The organism is Thalassotalea montiporae (assembly GCF_053485855.1).
Genome location: NZ_JBQRUO010000002.1, coordinates 215,125 through 235,231, shown reverse-complemented (window position 1 = coordinate 235,231; position 20,107 = coordinate 215,125). Strand labels below are relative to the sequence as shown.

Annotated in this window: 12 protein-coding genes; 10 read left to right on the top strand and 2 right to left on the bottom strand. The window is 35.2% G+C overall.

All coding sequences use genetic code 11. The annotated features are described in order from the left end of the window. The 4 genes from ACSLUR_RS07610 to ACSLUR_RS07595 all read left to right on the top strand — a co-directional run bounded on the left by ACSLUR_RS07610 (nucleotide 1) and on the right by ACSLUR_RS07595 (nucleotide 8,820). Nucleotides 1-2,805: a DEAD/DEAH box helicase family protein gene (locus ACSLUR_RS07610; RefSeq protein ID WP_448553308.1), complete on the top strand. Its 2,805-nt coding sequence runs from the start codon at nucleotides 1-3 to the stop codon at nucleotides 2,803-2,805. Then, complete coding sequence (locus ACSLUR_RS07605; protein ID WP_448553306.1) at nucleotides 2,802-4,694, top strand: DNA methyltransferase; 1,893 nt, start codon at nucleotides 2,802-2,804, stop codon at nucleotides 4,692-4,694. Before ACSLUR_RS07610 ends, ACSLUR_RS07605 begins: the two co-directional genes overlap by 4 nt. Next, a complete protein-coding gene (locus tag ACSLUR_RS07600) occupies nucleotides 4,694-6,022 on the top strand; it encodes a TRM11 family methyltransferase (RefSeq protein WP_448553304.1) in 1,329 nt (442 codons plus the stop codon). Before ACSLUR_RS07605 ends, ACSLUR_RS07600 begins: the two co-directional genes overlap by 1 nt. A gap of 725 nt (nucleotides 6,023-6,747) precedes the next feature. After that, entirely contained in the window at nucleotides 6,748-8,820 is a 2,073-nt protein-coding gene (locus ACSLUR_RS07595; protein ID WP_448553302.1) for a winged helix-turn-helix domain-containing protein, read from the top strand. A 665-nt stretch (nucleotides 8,821-9,485) separates the two neighbouring features. Here ACSLUR_RS07595 and ACSLUR_RS07590 read toward each other — a convergent pair. Further along, on the bottom strand, nucleotides 9,486-10,928 hold the full coding sequence (locus tag ACSLUR_RS07590; RefSeq protein WP_448553300.1) for a hypothetical protein: 1,443 nt from the start codon (nucleotides 10,926-10,928) through the stop codon (nucleotides 9,486-9,488). Continuing rightward, nucleotides 10,925-11,989 carry a hypothetical protein gene (locus ACSLUR_RS07585; RefSeq protein WP_448553298.1) on the bottom strand — a complete coding sequence of 355 codons (1,065 nt, stop codon included), beginning with the start codon at nucleotides 11,987-11,989 and terminating at the stop codon, nucleotides 10,925-10,927. Before ACSLUR_RS07585 ends, ACSLUR_RS07590 begins: the two co-directional genes overlap by 4 nt. Nucleotides 11,990-12,278: 289 nt before the next feature. Here ACSLUR_RS07585 and ACSLUR_RS07580 point away from each other — a divergent pair, with 289 nt between their 5' ends. From ACSLUR_RS07580 to ACSLUR_RS07555, 6 genes are all read left to right on the top strand, one after another. After that, nucleotides 12,279-12,437, top strand: coding sequence for a hypothetical protein (locus ACSLUR_RS07580; RefSeq protein ID WP_448553296.1), 159 nt, complete (start codon nucleotides 12,279-12,281; stop codon nucleotides 12,435-12,437). A gap of 59 nt (nucleotides 12,438-12,496) precedes the next feature. Continuing rightward, complete coding sequence (locus ACSLUR_RS07575) at nucleotides 12,497-13,615, top strand: MvdC/MvdD family ATP grasp protein (protein ID WP_448553294.1); 1,119 nt, start codon at nucleotides 12,497-12,499, stop codon at nucleotides 13,613-13,615. A 3-nt stretch (nucleotides 13,616-13,618) separates the two neighbouring features. After that, on the top strand, nucleotides 13,619-14,791 hold the full coding sequence (locus ACSLUR_RS07570) for an HlyD family secretion protein (protein WP_448553292.1): 1,173 nt from the start codon (nucleotides 13,619-13,621) through the stop codon (nucleotides 14,789-14,791). After that, nucleotides 14,791-16,935, top strand: a complete 2,145-nt coding sequence (locus ACSLUR_RS07565; RefSeq protein ID WP_448553290.1) for a peptidase domain-containing ABC transporter — start codon at nucleotides 14,791-14,793, stop codon at nucleotides 16,933-16,935. Before ACSLUR_RS07570 ends, ACSLUR_RS07565 begins: the two co-directional genes overlap by 1 nt. Nucleotides 16,936-16,983: 48 nt before the next feature. Next, complete coding sequence (locus ACSLUR_RS07560) at nucleotides 16,984-18,915, top strand: hypothetical protein (protein ID WP_448553288.1); 1,932 nt, start codon at nucleotides 16,984-16,986, stop codon at nucleotides 18,913-18,915. 531 nt (nucleotides 18,916-19,446) lie between these two features. After that, nucleotides 19,447-20,091 carry a hypothetical protein gene (locus ACSLUR_RS07555; protein ID WP_448553286.1) on the top strand — a complete coding sequence of 215 codons (645 nt, stop codon included), beginning with the start codon at nucleotides 19,447-19,449 and terminating at the stop codon, nucleotides 20,089-20,091. Nucleotides 20,092-20,107: the final 16 nt, after the last annotated feature.

Here is a 20,107-nt window from a genome sequence, read left to right as displayed (position 1 = left end):
ATGGAATTATCTCAAATACTCAAGTCGAATTGGAAAGAAGTAGAATCGAACCTTGAAAAAATTGAATCAAATAATGAAAAAGGAGATTTGTTTGAGTACTTCTCATATTTTTATTTTAGTTATTTCTCCAGTTTGTATGACATTAAAGAAATATATTGCCCTATTGTAGACAAGAAACCTTTTCCTAAAAGTGTACTGGAGCGTCTGAAGCTTGAAAAAAAAGATCATGGTGTCGATGGGGTAATCGTAAACAACTCTGGTGAGTACATTGCTTGGCAAGCAAAATTCAGATCCAAACGAAAACCTCTAACTTTTGCAGAGCTATCAACTTTTTGGGCAGAAGCAGAGTATGCAGATTACAGGTTAGTTATTTCAAATGTAAATAAATTACCTCCTGTTGCCCATAAAAAGTCAGGTCATAAAGCTGTTTTAGTGGATCACTTTGAACACTTACATCGTAAATGTAACTTTTTCGATAGTATGACAGATTTTTTCACTCTTGAAGAAAAAAAGGTAAAAATTAAAAAGAAGCATCCGAGAATATATCAAGAAGATATTATTGAAGATGTAAAACAAGGGTTTGAGAAAAGTACTAAAGGTAAAGTAATAGCTGCATGTGGTATTGGTAAGACACTTGTAGCACTTTGGATACAAGAGCAGTTAAATTGTAAAAAAGTAGTCTTTTTAGCTCCTAGCTTACAATTGGTAAGGCAAACAATAGAAGAGTGGTCTTTGCAATCTTCGAAAAACTTTACATATATGTGTGTGTGCAGTGATAACACGGTTGATTCTGATATTGACCATAACAATATTTCAAATGATCAGATTGATATTCCCGTTACTACATGCCCAACTCAGTTATCAAATTTCTTGAAGGGTCATAGCGAAAATAAAAATACATTTGTATTTGCTACATATCAATCCTCTCAAATTATTAAAGAAGCTATTAAAAAGCTTGATGACTGGAAATTTGACTTGGCTATATATGATGAAGCGCATAGGACTGCTGGGGTTGGTGAATCCTCCCAATTTACCAGTTCAGTTCTTGATTCAGTAATCCCAGCAAAATTAAAGTTGTTTTTGACAGCTACTGAGAGGTTATTAAGACCTTCACTAGCTAAAAATGCAGGAAAAAGTGGTCTAGAAGCTTTCTCTATGGATGATGAAGATAAGTATGGTGAAACATTTCATCGGTTAAGTTTTGGACAAGCTATAGAAAGAAATATTATTTCTGATTACAAAATTATTTTTGCAGGTTTATCGTCAGACGAGTTAAGTGAAACTATAAAACGTAACCTTTATGTATCAGATGAACTTGATAAAGATGAAAGTACTGAGTCAGCACAAAGCTTATACAAACGAATTGTGTTTAAAAAAGTTGTGCAAGAACTTGGAATTTCGAAAGCAATTTCTTTTCATTCAAAGATTAAAGAAGCAAAGGAGTTCTCAGAAAAGATGGTTCCTGAGCTTGATAATGGTGAGACTGTTAATTTTATTTCCCACCTTAACGGCGCAATGTCTGCTCAAGATAGGGCTGAAATAATACGAGATTTCGAAAATGCTGACTTTGGACTTATTTCAAATGTTCGTTGTCTAACTGAAGGTGTCGACATCCCGCTAATCGACGCAGTCTTCTTCTCAGACCCAAAAGGGTCAATGATTGATATAATTCAGGCTGTTGGTCGAGCGCTTAGACAACCCTTCGGTGAAAAAAATAGAACTTCTTACATTATTATCCCTGTTTTGCTAGATGAAGCTTCTGAAGAATTATTATCAGGCAGAGGTTTTGAAGCTCTATATAATCTAATTCAAGCCTTACGAGACCAAGATCATGAGCTCGCAGAATGGATAGATTCTATAAACTCTCAAGCAGTTAGAGGAAGATCTACTTCGGACAGTAAAGGTTCTAAGTTAAAGATGCAGTTAATTCTTCCGAAGAGTATAGATAAAGAAAAATTTGAGGATGCGCTGAACTTAACAATCGCTGATGTTAATAAAGATCCATATGGCACTACAGGGCTCGGAAGTAAACTTGGAAAAAAAGAGAGAAAAAGCGCTGCTCCTCGGGTTTTCAAAACTATGATTGATTACGGTTATGATTCTTGTGAAAAGAGTTTAGTCGTACCTACTATTGACTTGATGCTCCCTAATGTGCCCTTCAAAGGTACAGAAATAAAGGTTAACAACAATAATGTATCACATTGCCGTCGCATTGGTTTAATAAAAGAGTTTGAGCCTAAAACATACAAATTAACTGAGCTTGGAGAATTATATAAATCAGGTGAAGTTGGATTAGATGATGTATTTAGACACCAAATGCCTTTGTACAAAGAGAAAAAGAAAGAATTAGAGCTTTATCCTTATCGCTTCGCGCTGGAGTTATTACTTGAGGTAGGGAGCCTCAATCATATCCAGTTTGTCTATAGCTTAATGGGGTTAAATTTTAATAATGAGAATAGACCAGATCTTCAAAGTGCAGTTATGAAAGTTAAGGAGATTGCGAAAATGTATCCAAACCTTCAGTTAACTAATGAAGCAAATAAGCAAACGATATTAGAAGATCTTAATAGTCGCTTCGGACATGAATTTCAGTTTAGAAACGTATGGACCGATAGAACTACTGAAGGGAATCAATTCAGATATATCCTCAGACACCTAGAACTTTATGGCAACATCGTAGAACTTAAAGATAAATGCATTACTTTGAGCCAAGGTGCTGAAGAGCAAATTAATAACATTTTGTCTTTGTCGAAAAGTCACTTAGATGACGAACAGTATGGCAAGATTCTCTGGAACTATAAATGAAACAAAATTTTTACTATGCCCAGTCGATAAAATCACTTGGTCATACCCCCATTTACAAAACTCATAAGTATTTTGCAAGAAGGCCTCATAATGTATTTAGAGAACTTCTATTACATTATACAGATGAGAACTCTGTCATCTTCGATCCATTTGGTGGTGGCGGGGTTACTCTGGTAGAAGGGTTAACTACGAATCGCAGAGTTATTACATCTGATGTAAACCCCATTGCATCATTTATTCAATATTGCCAAGTTTTAGAAGTCAAAGTTTCAAGGTTTATTGAGCTTGCAGGTATTCTAAATGAGTTTGTGATCAATGAACTTGGAAATTATTACACAACAGATTGCCAACATTGCGAATCTGACGCTCACGTTAGATGGTTTGAACACGCTTATAACGTCAAATGCCCTTGCTGTGGTCAAACTACAGACTTAAAAAATGAATCAAAGGCTAAAGGAGCAAATGATAAGCCTAAGAATGGTTTTTATATTTGTCACCATTGTAATAATCAATTCAGAGCTGTTGATGCAATTCGTATCAGTAGTTCTATATTGAATTTGAGGTATAAGTGTCAAGAATGTGGGGCTCATGAAAATAAAGAACCTTCACCTTCAGATATTAATAAGTTTCATATTATTGAAAGTCAGTTTGAAAAAATATTACGGGATCTAGAAATATCTGTTCCAGACGATTTAATTCCAGAAGAGTGGGATCGGCAGCAAGAAGATTGCTTACATCGAAAAGGGTTTAAAAAATTTACCGACCTATTCACTAAACGAAATTTGCTAGCTTGTGGACTTTATTTTTCGAAACTAGATACTATTAAGAACGATATAACGTCCGATGAATACAATACACTCCTTTTTTTGCTTAGTTCATTAGTCAGGTATATCAACAACATGAACTTTTCAACTTCGTCTTGGATGGATGGACGCCCCGTTGCTTGGGCAAAACACGCTTATTGGACTCCAAATCAATTTATAGAAGCCAATCCAATAGAGTATTTTGGTAATAGAGTCAAAGCATTCAAATCTGGCCTAAAAGATAGAGATTCTCGATTTAAGGGCAAAAGCTATAGTAAAGATTTTACTGATGTTTTGAATGGAGCTTCTGATTATTCCGTTATAAACCAAGATTCAGCTCTAGTAGCCCTTCCAAACGACTCAGTAGACATGGTTTTAACCGACCCTCCTTATGGTAGCAATGTTCAATACGGGGAGCTTTGTAAATTTTGGCAAGTTTGGTTAGAAGGAAGGAGCCCGTTTAGCAGTGAGGCTGAAAAGTTCTTAGCTGAGGCTGTTGTCCATAGAAAAACTAAACACCAAAAATATTCAAAAGATTTTACTGATTATTATCAACTCTTAAATAAGGTTTTTAATAATAGTTATCGTGTACTCAAGCCCAATGGTGTCATGGTCTTTACATTTAATAATAAGGATATCCGAGCGTGGTATTCAGTTGTTAAAGCTGCTATTGACGCAGGCTTTTATATCCAACCTGAAGGGATATTTTATCAAGAGGGGATTGAAGCATACAGAGATACAGCACACCTGAGATATGACGGAACACCGCAAGGGGACTTTATTTACACATTTGTGAAATACGATAAAGCGATTGATTTTGATGGAGTAAGTGACTCATTTGATGAATGTCTAGAGTTGACATTTAGTCATTTTAAAAGTCGTTCGTGTCAGTTCTCAATTGGGGAATTTTATGTGGAGCTTTTCTCATATTCTACGCTATGCCTAATTAAGCAAATTATTGAAGGCAAGGATGAATCTTATATAAGAGAGGAGTTCAGCAACAAGAGAATTCTTGACTACCTAACAAACCACATAGCTATAAAGCAAACTGGTAGTAAATTTGAGTTTTCAGGGAGTAACAGCTAATGAAGTACTCTTGGTATAACCTCCATGATGCATACACTGACCCCGATATTTCTAGCCACCTTGAAGCTCTAGAAGAGAGGTATCACGGAACTGATGAGACTGATTTCTTCGCACCTTTAGTCAATACATCTGTATCTAAGAAAGAACCATTTCACAGATGGATTAGGTACAGAGAAGGATATGCGGGAGAATTGGTAAAAGAAATATTGAGAAGATTCCCCATACAAAACGACCAAGCTGTTCTCGATCCCATGTGTGGTTCGGGCTCTACTATGGTTGCATGTAATGAAATAGGAGTGCACTCCGTGGGACTCGATGTCAATCCATTTGCGGTTTTATCTACAGAAGCAAAAGGCCTTAAATTCACTAAAGAAGAGTTGATAAAGTTAAAGGATACTGCATGTCAGGTTGTGGAAAAAGCTAAGACATCAGCTCCCAAATATAGTGAATATGATGACGATGTGAAAAAATATTTCGATTCAGTGAGAATTGATGAACTAGTTGCACTCAAAAATACTATTGGTTTAAATAGAACGATAAAACGTAATAAAGTACTTTTTTTCGCGCTTCTAGCAGTAGTTGAATCATGTTCAAATAGAAAAAAGGATGGTAATGGTTTAGCTACTAAGCCGACAAAAGTTCAATGCTGCTTTAAAGAGTTTATTAATCAAATAGAGTTAATGATTGAGGATTACTCGAAACCTTCTAGTTCCTCACTATCACAAGCTAAGCTACTGAGCGCTACTAAAATGCTTAGTTTAGATACCAGCAAAAAAATTGGGAGTATTATTTTCTCTCCTCCTTATGCTAACTCTTTTGACTATTTTGAGTCATATAAAATGGAATTAATATTTGGTGAATGGACCACCGCTAAAGGCCTACGAGAGGCAAGAAAGTCATTAGTTCGAAACTATAGAATGAGCTTTAAAGAGGATTTATCTTCCGATTTACCTATAGTTGAAGATATTTGCCGAGAATTATGGTCAAAGATACCAATCAAAGAGAAATCTACGGGAAAGAAGGACTCTAGAACAAGATTGGTTCCAAATATGCTAAGAGCATATTTTGAAGATATGAAAGAAGTTATTGCGCAGGGATACAATATGTTGACTCCTAATGGCCATATGCACATCGTAGTTGATCAAAGTGCTTACGTAGGGGTAGCTATTCCTACGGACATTATCTTTGCTCAAATAGCTGAAAGCATAGGCTATGAAGTTGTACAAATCACAAAATGTAGAAAAGCGAATACTTCCGCTCAGCAGCTAAAGCAGTACCCTTATCTGAAAGAGATATTAAGAGAGTCAATTGTGACTATCAAAAAATAGCTTTCACTTGAATTAAGTTTTTTTCATATATCAATGACTGATTTGCCGGGTTAGCCTTATCTCGGCTTATTTTTTAGTTTCTGTGTTATATCTGTGCGTAACGGTATGAATAAATATGAAATTAAATCAATTTGAGTCTATTTTAGGGCGAAAAGCAATCCAGTTTAATCTATGTATATATACAGACATGATTAAACTTTTTAAGGATTCAAAATCCGTTGCCTTTGCGGGCGTGCCGGTTCAAGTCCGGCCTCCGGTACCATTTTCTCTTAAACAGAGAAAACTAATAAACCTGCTTAATGCAGGTTTTTTTGTGCCTGTTATTTTAAATTTCTTTTAAAAGAAACTGTTATTTAACCCGTCATTAGTTATTGTATGGTTAGGTTGACGAAAACGGCTAATAGTGTTAGTGGTAGCACAATGGTCAACTCGATTGCATGTTAGAAATATGTAATGTGCTGACCAATGTAACTTAGCAATTAGAATTTTCTATTTCCCCATGTATTTCAATCTTTTTAATCAGTATCTCTACATCGAGGATATGTAGGGCAAGTATAGATAAAGTTACTATTTTTATATAAAGCTTCAATTGTTGTTGTTTCTGATTTAGTGTTGTTAGTTATATTATTTTGTCTAGCGTCAACACCACCAGCAATTAAAATAAATGTAAGAGATAAGATAGTTTTTTTAAGCATTTGATTACCATTTGCAATTTTAGTGTGTAATTGCAATTTCTGGAATCGCTGCTTATAAGTCTTGATAAAAGGCCTTATAAATATAGATATTTTTTTATTTTTTCTATGACATATCAAATAAACTACAAATTTGGTTCCTCTCTAGCCTTTGATACTACTAGTAATAAGGTTATTAACTCAGAAAATGCTGAAGAGGTGTCGCTCGATAATTTAGAGGCTACTCTGCTTTTGTTTCTCATGGATAATTATCCTGAAATCGTGTCGAAAGAAGTTATTCTTGATGCTGTATGGCCAAACAACTATGTTCAGGAGCATTCACTCACTAGGGTGATGTCAACACTTCGAAAAAAACTTGCGTTTATTTCTCCTGATGAAAAATTTATACAGACAGTGCCAAGGGAAGGTTATAGGTTTTCAAATGTCCTCGAAAAGGTTGAACCAATAGCTGATGAAGCGTCACAAATAGGCACTCCTAAAAAATCGAAAAAAAATTTTCATTCCTTGGCAGCAATCATTTTTCTAACCGTAAGTGCCTTGGTAAGTGCGTTGTTTGTGATTAAAGAGCCAGAAACGCAAAAGCAATTAAGAGCTATACAGCACTACGATGAATTGAACGATAAATACTCGATATCATTTAATAACAAAGGAGACTTAGTTGCCTTTGAAGGTGTAATTGATTCTGATGCGGGTCGTATTATCAGGATTAAAAATACCGTTACGGGGTCAAAAATAGACATTAAGGAAGAAGGGTATGAATTCTATAACCCCACCTGGTTTAATAATGAGCTACTTTTTTTCAAGTCGGATGTTGACACTTGCCAAATTCAAAAAGCTATAGTAAGTGAAGGTCAAGTCACTAGTTTTCGGAAAGTAGCTGATTGTGAACCCGCAATTAGAAGTAAGGGAATAACAAAGCTAAGTGACTCTATTTTACTTTATACAGACTCAAATAACTTAAACTTGCCTCAAAGCTTATATCAGCTGGATATAAAGTCTGGTAAGAAGAAAAAAATCTTAGGAGAAAGTGTCAATAGTTTTGGTGTTTATCGAGTTTTTTCTAGTCCGAATAAAGGTTTAGTCGCGACACTTACCACACCTGATTGGTTTAGTACAAAAATAAGTGTATACAAAATAGGTGACTACTCAGAGCCACTTTGGCAAGAAAACGTTGAATTAACACTAAGTTCAGTAGGATTGACTGATATTGGCATTTACTATAGGAGTGCAGAAAGTACTGTAAAATACAGCGAGTTTAACAATTCACAAGCTACAAAGTTCATGCCCTTCACAAAGCCTTTATCAAATGTGACTGCGACAAAGGGGGGATTCGCATTTATTGAGGGGGAAAATCAGTCTACAAACATAAATGTAGAACACATAAACTCGAGAGAAGTATCTAGTATTACCAATTATGTAGGTACAACTTCAAAAAAATCTGTACTAGATAAGGATAAAGTTTATTTCATCTCAAATCATACCGGTCAAGATCAAGTGTGGCAGGTGGATTTGAAGACTAAGGCGAGAAAACAGCTTACAAACTTCAGAGAGTCTACATACCTTCTCAATTTAGCTTTATCGTCAGAAGCTGGCTATTTAGCCTTGCAAACTAGCAACAACATTAAGCTTTATGAATTAACCGACACGGATGAGTTGAAGCTTGTTAAATCTTTAAGTGGAATTAACCCAACTTTTTGGCAAGCTCGCTTAGTGCTTACCAGAGAATTCCAAGATACTTTTCAACTTAGCTATTTTGACACTATCACACAAACTGAGCACTCATTACCAGTGCTTGGAGCATATACGACTAAAGCTTATTTGAATGAACTTTACTATGTGAAATATCACCAAAACGGTGTGTGGAAGTTTAATCCTGAAGGAGAAGATACGCTAGAGTATGCTGATATCCATACATTAAACCACTCTCGCTGGGGACTTGATAAAGGGTATTTGTACTTCAAATCTGATAGTGAAGAGGTCATTGAAATAAGTAAAAAAGATATGAGTAGGAATATTAAAAGTTGTAAATCGGTGGACTTTAATGAGGAGTATTGTGTTTATTCAACTGTAGCAGAGCATAATAGTCAGATTTTTGAAATTAACTGATATTAAAGCAATATTTTATTTTCGATTGTTCATTGTTCTAGGAAATTAATTAAGTCGAAACTCGGTTTTTTAGGTATAACTAACAAGGCTTGCTCAAATCTAAATGCTGAATTTGTGCCATTAACGGATGATTATCGATTCAAATTTTCGCTCTGAACTAGCAAACGAAACAACTTAAGCAAGTAAAGTTATTTTAAGTAAATGCAACTTACTACATTGTCAAAATTATGCCGAAATTCAGAACAGATCTAATAATTATCTATACTAGATTAGACTTGGCCTGAGCGTTACTCCTTTGTTTATTTTTGATTAGATACCCGTGTTCTAAATGGGTAAGTTCGCTATTTTAAAAGCGAAGTGTTAGAACAGATTGAAGCTTCTATATTTTGCAATCTATTTTTTATTCTCGGGGCTTTAAACATTTTTAATGTTCTTATGTTGTTTTAGTATTGCCTAAAAGTCATCAGCTGCAAGTGTGGCTTGCAGCTTTTAAATACCTCGAAATTCAGTCTTAAATTGTTCTTGATAGTTATGATACTGGTTGTAAACCTTGAATTAAACTCACTTCCAACTAGTTTCTTTTTAAGGTTTTGCTGGTGTTCATCTACTCTTTTAAGTATGGCTGTAAAGTCGCCTTTATAACTATAGTCATAAGGGAGCCCCTGTTATAAAAATGACCAATTTATGGATTCAATTTCGGCATCTCTATCATTCTCGTAATTGATATTTAACCAAGTATTATCTAGGTTAATTTGAAATTGACTATCATTGCTTAACTGCGTATTAAGGGCTTTATGACTGATAGTGGAAATTTTTTGACCAACAAACAGGCAGTTTTTGCAGCTTGGCCTTATTGCTGTTGTACTAATAATTCTCCCTCTATATAAGCCATCATTTAAGAAGTTAAGCACTAATCCATTTTTATAAACCCATTGTTCCTTATTTCTCGTTGAGTTAATTTTTATCCATGGTGAGCCAAGTTTCCTGTCTACTGAATTGCTAGCTTCACCTTCTTTGAGTGTCAAACCAACATCAAGGTTGATATTATAAGCGATACCTTTAATCGATTTATTACTGATAATTCTCTCTATAGTATTTCTATCATGAGCAGACTGAAAAATGCTAACTCCGTTAATATAACTCAGCTCCGGGGTATTAATTTCATCAGCAAAAGTTAAAGTAGTGACTGTATTTGCTTTTTTAGTGTAATTATTACTAGTGGTACTTTTAGTAAAAAACTCTAGAGCTTGAGCGATATCCTTCTTAGTAGAAAAAAGCTCAATTTTTCCATCTAGTCGCCAGTTAAGTTCATCGAATAGTTCATGAAATGGAATAGCGTTGCTGTGCTGAAGAGGGATTAGCCACTTTCCATAACTAAAGCCAATCAAATTACTATCTTTAAAATAGAATGTATTATTTCTGCCATAGTAAAGGGCTTGAATTCTGTTACTTAGATTAACTACAGCAGAGGGAACACCAAATTGCTGTTTCGTTTGGGCTATTGTTGAGCCTAGTGATAGGCCAAATATATTTCCTGAAGAATTAATTTTAGGTGTTATCTGAGCAATAGTTTTTCTGACACCATTTTTTCTGCTAATAGTTGAATTCAAATCAAGTTTAATTGTCTTCTTAAATTTTAAGGCATTATTTCTTGAACCATCTTCTAAGTATTTAACAAGCTTTCGCTCTACTTGATTGGTCGCTAACGATTGGCTATCTTCACACAGCTTAATGGCCTCAGCCGTAACTGTGTATTTTTGCACTTCTACAGTTTTACCGCGACCAGTTTTTATATCGCCAACTTGAGATACAAAACTTGTAAGAGCAATTGCATCTGCACCTAGCCCCTTAGCCAACTTCTTAACATTGGATACTGCTGCTTCTTTAGTTCCTCGAACAGTTTTGGTTCTAACGCTTTGGCTAAGTACTTTTTTATAATGATAATCTTGCGGACTTATCCCGCTAATACCTTTAACTTTACCAAGCACTTCATATTCGCAATTGGGGTATTCAGTTAAAACTGTCAAATTTATTGACTGTTGATTGATAGGTGTTGAATTACAACCAACTAAAAGGCTGCTTAATATCAATAGGGTAACTCTTCTCATGTGCTTGATACTTCCTTGATAAAATTGTCCGTTAGTACTTTTTTGATCGCTTCACTTTTCTCTCTAAAGCTATAAATGTCTGCAATAGGGTAAAGTAAGGTTTTAAGGTTTAAAAAAGTCATATCTAACTTCTGTTTATCTATTGCTTTCTTTTGAAGCTGACCTGCGGTAGATATTTCTACCCAACTCAGAATATAAACTTTTTGAATATCTCGATAATCCAGGTAGAACTTTTCTGATTTAGTTAGCACTTTTTCATTTACTAAATTGGCAATGTTGCTTATATGCGCAGTGTTGTTGCCAATTTGGACTGACTCTATAGCATTTATGAGTTCAATGTTTTTTTCCTTTACCCAGCTTGATGTATTTTGTAGTGCCAAGACCGCATTGGTAGTTGAAAAGGTTACAATATCTTCTGACAGCTTATGACACTGGATGGTGAATGCTTCTGGGCATGAACTCGTTAAATTGATTGTCTGTATTAGCAGTTTTTGCATAACAGATATTTGATAAGTAGATAGGCTATTTTTATTAAATTGGTTAACTGCGGAATTGAACTTTGGCGATTCAAATTTTGGATAGTGTAGTGCAATTTGGTATTTATCTAGTGACGAAGAAATATGGCTTGGAGCTTTTAAATTCTGTACTTCTGCTAAGGCAGATAGATTCTTAGATATTTGGCTGTAGTTCTTATTTTTAATCTTTAACTCTAGAATCAAAGCTTCAAAGGACTTAATCTTCTTTGAAGTAGGAAGTTCTTCGCTAAATTTCGAAATTAACTTTTCATCTGATATATCAATTTCATCACCATTTAGTAACTGCTCCATTCGGTTGACATCTTTTGTAGAAATATTTTGCACATATGAAGGATTGTTACTAACTAGGTCTTCTTTAAGAGCGCTAATAAAGAGGCTAATATCTGCGTTAATTCTCGCTTCTTCAATCATTCTGCTTGTAGAGTTTTCACACCCAGAGATTAAGGAAAGACTAGTAAGAAAAATTACTATAGCTGCACTTTTAATTCTCTTTGAGCTAATACTAATAATAAGTTTCTTTTGCATTGAATTAATCTCTCCTTTTTAGCCTTTTATCAAAATTGGCTTGATTTATTAATGCATATCTATAGCACCTTCCTGTGGCTTTCTGTACTCATAAAAATTTATATAGTTTATAAAAGTTTATATTTCTCATCTTTTTGAATTTATTAGTTTTTATTTATTGAAAAATGCTTGGTTTGATTGAAATATTTCTCTCGAATGTCAAGTCGATATTCAGTATTTAGAGCAACATCCTCTAATGAAAAGCTTTCTAAAAGTTTTAAATAATCATAATTGAAAATGGAAACCCACTATGGAAAACAAAAAAGAAATTAAAGCAAATGAAAAAGAAGTACGAGTGCTGGGCCGCAAAGTAGCTAAGGAGCTTACTAAAGAAGAAACTAACGTTGTTGCAGCTGGTACCGCAGATACTCCAGATCGTGTTTCTCCTCTTTATGAAAGAAAACAATAAGCATAGGTCGGAAATTGGGGAATAGCTTATATTCCCCTGTTTTAGTTAGGAGCGAGAACGTGAAAACAGTATTAATAGTTTCAGTAATCGGTGATGTACATGCATATGCAGTAGAGTGGGCCCTTCGTCGAAAGGGGCATAATGTAATAACTTGGTTTTTAACCGACTACCCGAGTAAGCAAAACATCTCTTTCTTTATAAATAACCAAGAACAAAAAATTACAATTAAGGATATTTTAAATAATCCGCTGAATTTAAATGTCGATGTAGTTTGGTATAGAAGGGTATGCATTCAACAAGCTCCTGATTTTTTTCCTAAAGAAGATCAGCAAATTGCGTACACCCAAAATATAGAGTTTATTGAATCAATTATTCATCAGTTGGCACCTAGTGCTTTCTGGGTAAATCCAATGTTTTCAAGTAAGGCTTGTGACTTAAAAATTAATCAATTGAACCTAGCTAAAAGTTGCGGTTTAAACTTACCTGAAACTATTGTTTCAAATGACTATGAAGAGATAGTCAATTTCGCTAAAAAGCACGAAGAAATAATCTTTAAAACTATTGCTCCTATGCAATGGGAAGGTCGAGATAAGTTTTATAAGGTTTATACATCTTCTATATCGCTGAGTGATTTAGAAGAAGTTGAGCCTATTAAGTATTGCCCATCAATTTATCAGAAAAAAATATCGAAAGCTTACGAGATTAGAGCCACGTTCATGGGCAAACAATGTCTCTCTTTAAAAATTAATTCGCAAAGTAATAGTGAGGCGTTAACCGATTGGCGACTAGGAGTGTTGTCTGATTCCAATATGCCAGTTGAAGCATTTGAACTGCCTCGAAATATATATCAGAAGTGTATAGCTTTGATGCAAAAACTATCTATCGTTTACGGAGCTTTTGACTTTATTGTTGATAAATCTGGCGAATATTATTTCGTTGAAGTAAATGAAATGGGACAGTTTTTGTGGGTTGAAGAAATGGAACCAAACCTACCTATGCTTCAAGTCTTCAGTGAATTCTTGGTGTCTTGTAGTGAATCTTATGAATGGGATCACTCTAGAGATACTGATTCTTATACAGAGTACCTAAGCAGCCCTAGCTATCAATTTGATGTAGGTGAAAGAATTCAACGACATGCTGACTTCAAATATCAATTTATAACTGAAAGTGAAAACTAAGTTATGTATGAGTTGTACAGAGAAGAGGCTATAAAGAATAAATATGAACGTAACTTAGGGAGTGTAGTTGTTACTCCTTCTGTTAAGTCATCGTTTGTAGTTTATATTTCTCTCTGTATTTTCGTATTAGCAATTTTCATAGTTTGTACATATCGATTTAAAGAAACTGTTTACGTATCAGGTAAAGCGGATTCTGAAAATGTATTTGTGTTTCGTAGTAATAATGTGAGTGGTACTGTCAATCACAGTTTGGAAATTGGCCAACCTATTAAGAAAGGGCAGTTTCTATTTGCCATAATTCCAACAAATATTGCAGAGCTTAAAGCGAAGAAAGAAAGGCTGTCAGAGGCTTTGCTCAATAAGCAAACCTACCAAGCAAAGTTAGATGAAAAGTATAGAAGCGTTTTTAATGAGCTAAATGCTAGAGCAGAATTATTGAAAATTGATATCGAAAATGGGCATAAACAAATTAATTTGCAAACTGGAATAATAGACTCTCAGGAAAAATCTATTTCTAAAATGGAAGTACTTTCTAAGGACGGTTATATCGGTTCTATTCAACTTGAAGGGTATAAGCAGGACAAGTTAATTCAGGATAAAGAGTTAATTGAAATTAAATCCAAAAAGGCCATATTGGAGCGACAACTAAATAATATTCAGCTATCACTAAAAACAAAACAAAGCGACTACTCATTAGTCTCAACCACTACTCAAAATAGCATTGATGAAATCCATGCCCAAATACAACAGATAAACAGAAATATAAGTCATCAGGTGTTTAGTAGCAGAGATGGAGTAATAGGCAGAATTTCAAAGAGAAATAACTCTGACATTGGAATCAATGAAAAAGTAATAACTATTGTTTCTGAAGAGGAGGATGTTTATTTAGCTTTAGAAATTCCAAGTAATATCAGAAGTAAAGTCAATCCAGGAACTCAAGTTGAGATCTTAGTTAACAGTGGAAGTATAAATAAGAAGTTTTTTGGAATTGTTAAAAGTATTTCTAGGCTTCCTACGTCTTTAGTAGAGTCTCCATTTTATTTGGCAAATGTAGAGCTAACCAATAACTTCAATGAAAGAGATTTTTTCATAGGAATGGACTTGCAGGCAAGGCTAATTCTTAATGAGAGAACTCTTGTTGATATCTTGTCGTCAAAATTAAGTAAGGCTATATAGTGAATTTATTGAGTTTAGATAATGTGCTCAATAAAGAGTCGTCAGTTCCCTTTATTCGCCAAATAGAAGGAGCTGAATGCGGACTTGTCTGTTTAGCCATGATTGCCAGTTATCATGGAAAATCACTTAGTATTCCTGAGTTACGAAAGACCTATTCGATAACGAATAAAGGGCTCACTTTATCTAATCTGATAGATATTGCTCATGATATGGAGTTTCAAACCAGAGCTTATAAAGTCGATTTAGAAGGGCTGCTTGATATTACTTTACCGGCCGTTATTCATTGGGACTTGTGTCATTACGTTGTGTTGACCAAGGTAAATGAAGATTCAATTGTTATTTGCGATCCAAGTGACGGCTATAAAAAAATTTCTATGGCGGATGCTTCAAAAAGATACTCTGGAATTGTTTTGGAGTGTGAGAAGGATTCCGAGTTTAGGCAAGTCGATGATCAAAGAAAGTTTGGGCTTAAAGATATCTGGCGAAATGTTACAGGATTAAATAAAAACTTGAGTTTACTCTTAAGCCTAACTGTAATTGTTCAATCAATATTTTTATTTAGTCCTTTTTATATTCAGCTTGTTATTGATCATGGAATAGCAGCCGGTGACATGGGGTCAATAACAAGTTTGCTATTTATCTTTGTTGCTGCCAATTTCTTGCTATTTTTTGCAAAAACATTGAGAAGTAACTTAATAATTAAAGCAGGCAGCCTATTTAACTTTCAACTTTCAAACAACACGTTAGCTCATTTGATGAAGCTGCCACTTAGCTACTTTGAGAAAAGAAGTGTTGGCGATGTAGCTTCTCGGGTAGAGTCAATTGAGCCAATAAAAAAATTAGTTACAGAAGGAATAGTGGAATCATTGATTGATAGTACAGTTGCATTAGCGGTACTGATCATTATGTTCCTGTATAGCCCTTTACTCGCAATAATTTCTTTAAGTTTTTTCTTAATATTTGTTTGTTATAAATCTTGTACTTTCAACCGTTTCAAAGAAGCAAAAGAGCGTTTAATCGCCGCAGGAGCTGCCGAGCACAGTACCTTCTTAGAAACTGTTAAAGGAATGTTGAGCGTTAAACTATTCAGCAAAGAAAGGGATAGGCATGCTAAATGGGTAAACCAAAATGCAAAAGTGATTAATAGTGAAATAGCAGTAAGTAAGTATGAAGCATCTTATTTGAACATAAACACTCTGCTGTTAGGACTTGAAAACATAATCATTGTGTACTTTGCCGCAAGTTTTGTTTTAAACGCTACCTTTTCTTTAGGGCAACTTTTCGCTTTCATAAGCTATAAGGTTATTTTTTTAGAAAAAGCCTCCAATCTATCGGAAAAATATACTGAATATAGATTGTTGGACCTTCATTTCGATCGCTTGTCAGATATTTTCTTTCAGACACCTGAATTTAATGTAGAGAATCAGTCTAAACTTTCTGCTGACATTACACCTTGTATTGAATTGAAAAATGGCACATTCAAGTACGGCTACGGTGATTTAGATGTTCTTACTAATGCGAACTTAAAAATAGCTGAAGGTAATACTACCTGTATTGTTGGTTCCTCAGGTGCAGGCAAAACAACTTTGATGAAGGTTATATTAGGACTTCTTCCATTAAACGCTGGCACATTGAGTGTTGGCGGCGAGCCATTAACACAAAACAAGATTAAGTCTTTTAGACAGCTCACTAGCTCTGTTATGCAAGAAGATCAGCTATTTGCTGGCACTATTGCTGAAAACATTGCTTGTTTTTCTTCTGAAGTAGACATGTTAAAGGTGCAACGTTGTTGCCAAATTGCTTGTATTGAAAATGAAATTAATAAGATGCCTATGCAATATGAAACCTTCATTGGGGATATGGGCTCAAGCCTTTCTTCAGGACAAAAGCAGCGTATCTTCCTTGCTAGAGCACTTTATAAAGAACCCAAGTTTCTGTTTATAGATGAAGGCACTTCTAATTTAGACGTAAATACAGAATTAGCTATCAATACTAATCTTAGAAAACTCAATATAACTACCCTCATTATCGCCCACAGAACAGAGACCATTGAGGCATCAGACGCAGTTTATCAATTGAATAGCGGGCAGCTAGAGTGCTTAAGAGAACAAAGATTAGTCACTAATTTGGCTGTGAACAGCTGATTTTACGAGAAAATCTTGAAAGATATGTTGTATTTAGGATTATAAAGTATGTTGAAAAAAGAAAACCTTGCACCGTTTATCTCTATTTTATTGGCTCGTGATAATAATGCTCAATCATCTGAGGTTATACATCAAACACTTATTGACGAAATTGCAAAAACAGACCGTTTAGTTGGTGAATATGAGGTGCAAGAGTTTACTCATTCTATTGAAAGTATTCAGGGGGATGAAAGTATTTTAGTCAAAGAGGGGACGGGCTATTTTAGCCACTATACCATTCAGAAAAAACCAAGTTGGCTTAGTAGCGTCCCTAGTCAGCCTGATGAGAACAATGACTCTAAAAATCCATCAGAAATAAGCTCGTATGAAAATACTGAAAACCATTTACTAGTCTCAATAAAGCTTGGGAGCTATTGGGCTTTTTATGCGTCTGAAGACGGAGTTAAACACTTAATTAGAGAGCTGCTTTTAGATAATGAAACTTTAAAGGGCAATGTATCTCCCCTAACGATTAGCCATTTACAGGCTTTGTTTGTAAATGAAGAAAACCTAAAAGTTTTATGGATGAATGATATTAGAGGTCAATATAGCTTCGCACCTTCTTCTAAAACTATAAGTGGTAAAGGGTTAGCTGATAAATTAAACCCGTTGTTTGACCAGTCATACATGATGTCTGCTAGTCGTACTGACGTAAAAATTAAGGAAAAAGTACTATCAATTGGAGTTAGCCCTTTTAAATCAGTTGTTTGGTCTAGAAATTGTTTAGACTGGGAAACTTTTGAAAACGACGTTGTAAGAATTCTAGATCATATTAATGACAAAGCTGCTGAAACCGAGCACCCTATTTCAGCACTAGCATACCCAATTGCAGAACTTACGGATTTAGATAAAGCTTACGCTTTTTCTATTGTTGATAAAGACTCGTTAGATGTTGAACCTGATGATGTTAAATACAAACTTCTCGAAGATATTGAAGAAAACTTTTCCTATGAAGTAGATGAAAGTCATTGTGCGTTCGGCCAGTCAAAAGAGGTTGAGTTAAAAGTTAAGCATAAAGGTGATTCATGTTGTTGTTTATTGATTAAGCCTTTGATTAATAAATATAAGGTTACTTTCAATGTTGAAATAAAGAGAGTTGATAAGAAAGAAGAAACTTCATTGTTCTTACAACTTTTTAAAAATTCTAATTCTAGCTGGTTAAAGTGCTGGTACGACTCAAATCACGCCATAGTTGGTGGAATGGCCTTCAAAACCGAATTTAGGGATGTCGATTTTACCAGCTTCTTATGGGATAACTTTGAGAGAACAGGTTCAAATTATTTTGATCTGACAAAAGAAAAACCACTTAACCCAGCCAATGAGGTTGATTTAAATCTTATTGGAACATCGGACTCCCTATTTTGTTGGGTGCAGAACCATTGGTCTGGGCAATGGTCACATGGCAACCCAAAATTACCTGACGGCTTTTTTAAAACTACTGGTAAGCCAACTGGACTACTCATTTGCGATGATGGAGCGGGTGAAGTAGCAGACTTTATTCATATAGAGGCTTATGAAGGGGTGCTTTATACATCATTTATTCATGTCAAATCTGCCGGGAAATCTGCTAATAGGGGACTATCTGTAGGCGTACATGATGTGGTTATAAATCAAGCGATTAAAAACCTTGTAATGTGTGACAGGAAAGATTTTATAGATATCATCCGAGATAGAGATGGGAACAATAATAAAAAGTGCTGGGAGAATGGCAATCAAAGAACTTTCCAACAGTTTGAAAGCAGTGTCCAAACTATTATGAATAACTATACAACTAAGAAGACAAGGGTAATAGTTGTTCAACCTCACACACCCAAAACTAAATTTCATCACAAACCAATAAACAATAGAGGCAAACAATTACATACCTTATTAGTTGCAGCGGAAAGTGCGATCAAAACTACCGGTGCAGAGTTTTATGTTGTGGGCTTTGATGACACTTAAAGCCAAGCAAAGGTTTATGTCTGCTTACTCGGGTTGGCTGACTTTTGTACGTTTACTTGAGCCTATGTTTGCGCAACTAACTTGATTACACTTATCAATACGCCTTCGTTTTATTCCACTAATGTTAATACTTCTCACGAGTTAACAGTATAGTGTGATAAAAGCGTCGGTATTTTTTACGGCTAAAGCGGCCATAAACTGTTTCAACAAGCGAGTTGGCTATGGTTGATAACGAAAGGTTAGTCTTACTTGTTGGGCTAAAAAAACAAGCTTTTCATATGGCTAGCCTCAATAATATAAAACCCAAAAGCGCGGGTGTTATGGATTAGCGCATTACTTCCTTTCTATCTATATGGATTTATAGCGTCGAAAACCTTTATGCTCCAATTAAACAAATACTAAGAATAATATTTAAAGGCAATTAAATCAGTTGTCTAGCAGAATGGTATTTAACGGCGTATTTTATGCATTGTTTAGTGAATCAGTTGTAGCCACTGATGCTTTTGTAAAGCAAATATTCTGGAGCCTGTCATGTTCACTGTTGTTTGTTCGCTAATTAAAAAGAAAGTCGTTCACTACCTTACTGCATTGTTTGTGATATTTAGCTACCCCGCTAACGCCGCTATTATTGAACAAGATACTAGCCTTATTGGTGGCAATACCTATCAACTGGATTTTACTATTGTTAACGACAGCCTAGCATCAGGTATATTTCATTGGTTTGTCACATTAGACCAAACGTTATTTGAGAATTTAATTGTGCTCGCAGGGCCTGCTGATTGGGATACCTTTGCTATTAACTCAGGATCGGATAACCACACTTTTGGCGCACAACCTCCGGGCTTTTTCCCAGCACCACCAGGTTTTCCTTTCATTAGCTTGGGGAATGAACAAGGAGACTTTTCGCTGCAAGTCGATTTCCTAGGTGCTGGCACCGTACCATTGTTACCTGGTGGTGTGGCCAATGAAGATCTCAGTGTTGAGGTCGGTGACTTCACGCTTAACAGCCCCCTAGTTGCGGTGGCAGCTAACCCAATTCCCCCTGATCCGGGCACGCCCCCCAATGCTATCTCAGAGCCGCCAGTGTTTTTACTGCAATGCTTAGCGATAATATTTTTATTTGGGCGAGGTTTATATAGGGTTAGAGTAACCTGCCGAGATGCTTACCAAAATTAAAGTATGTTATTCTCGG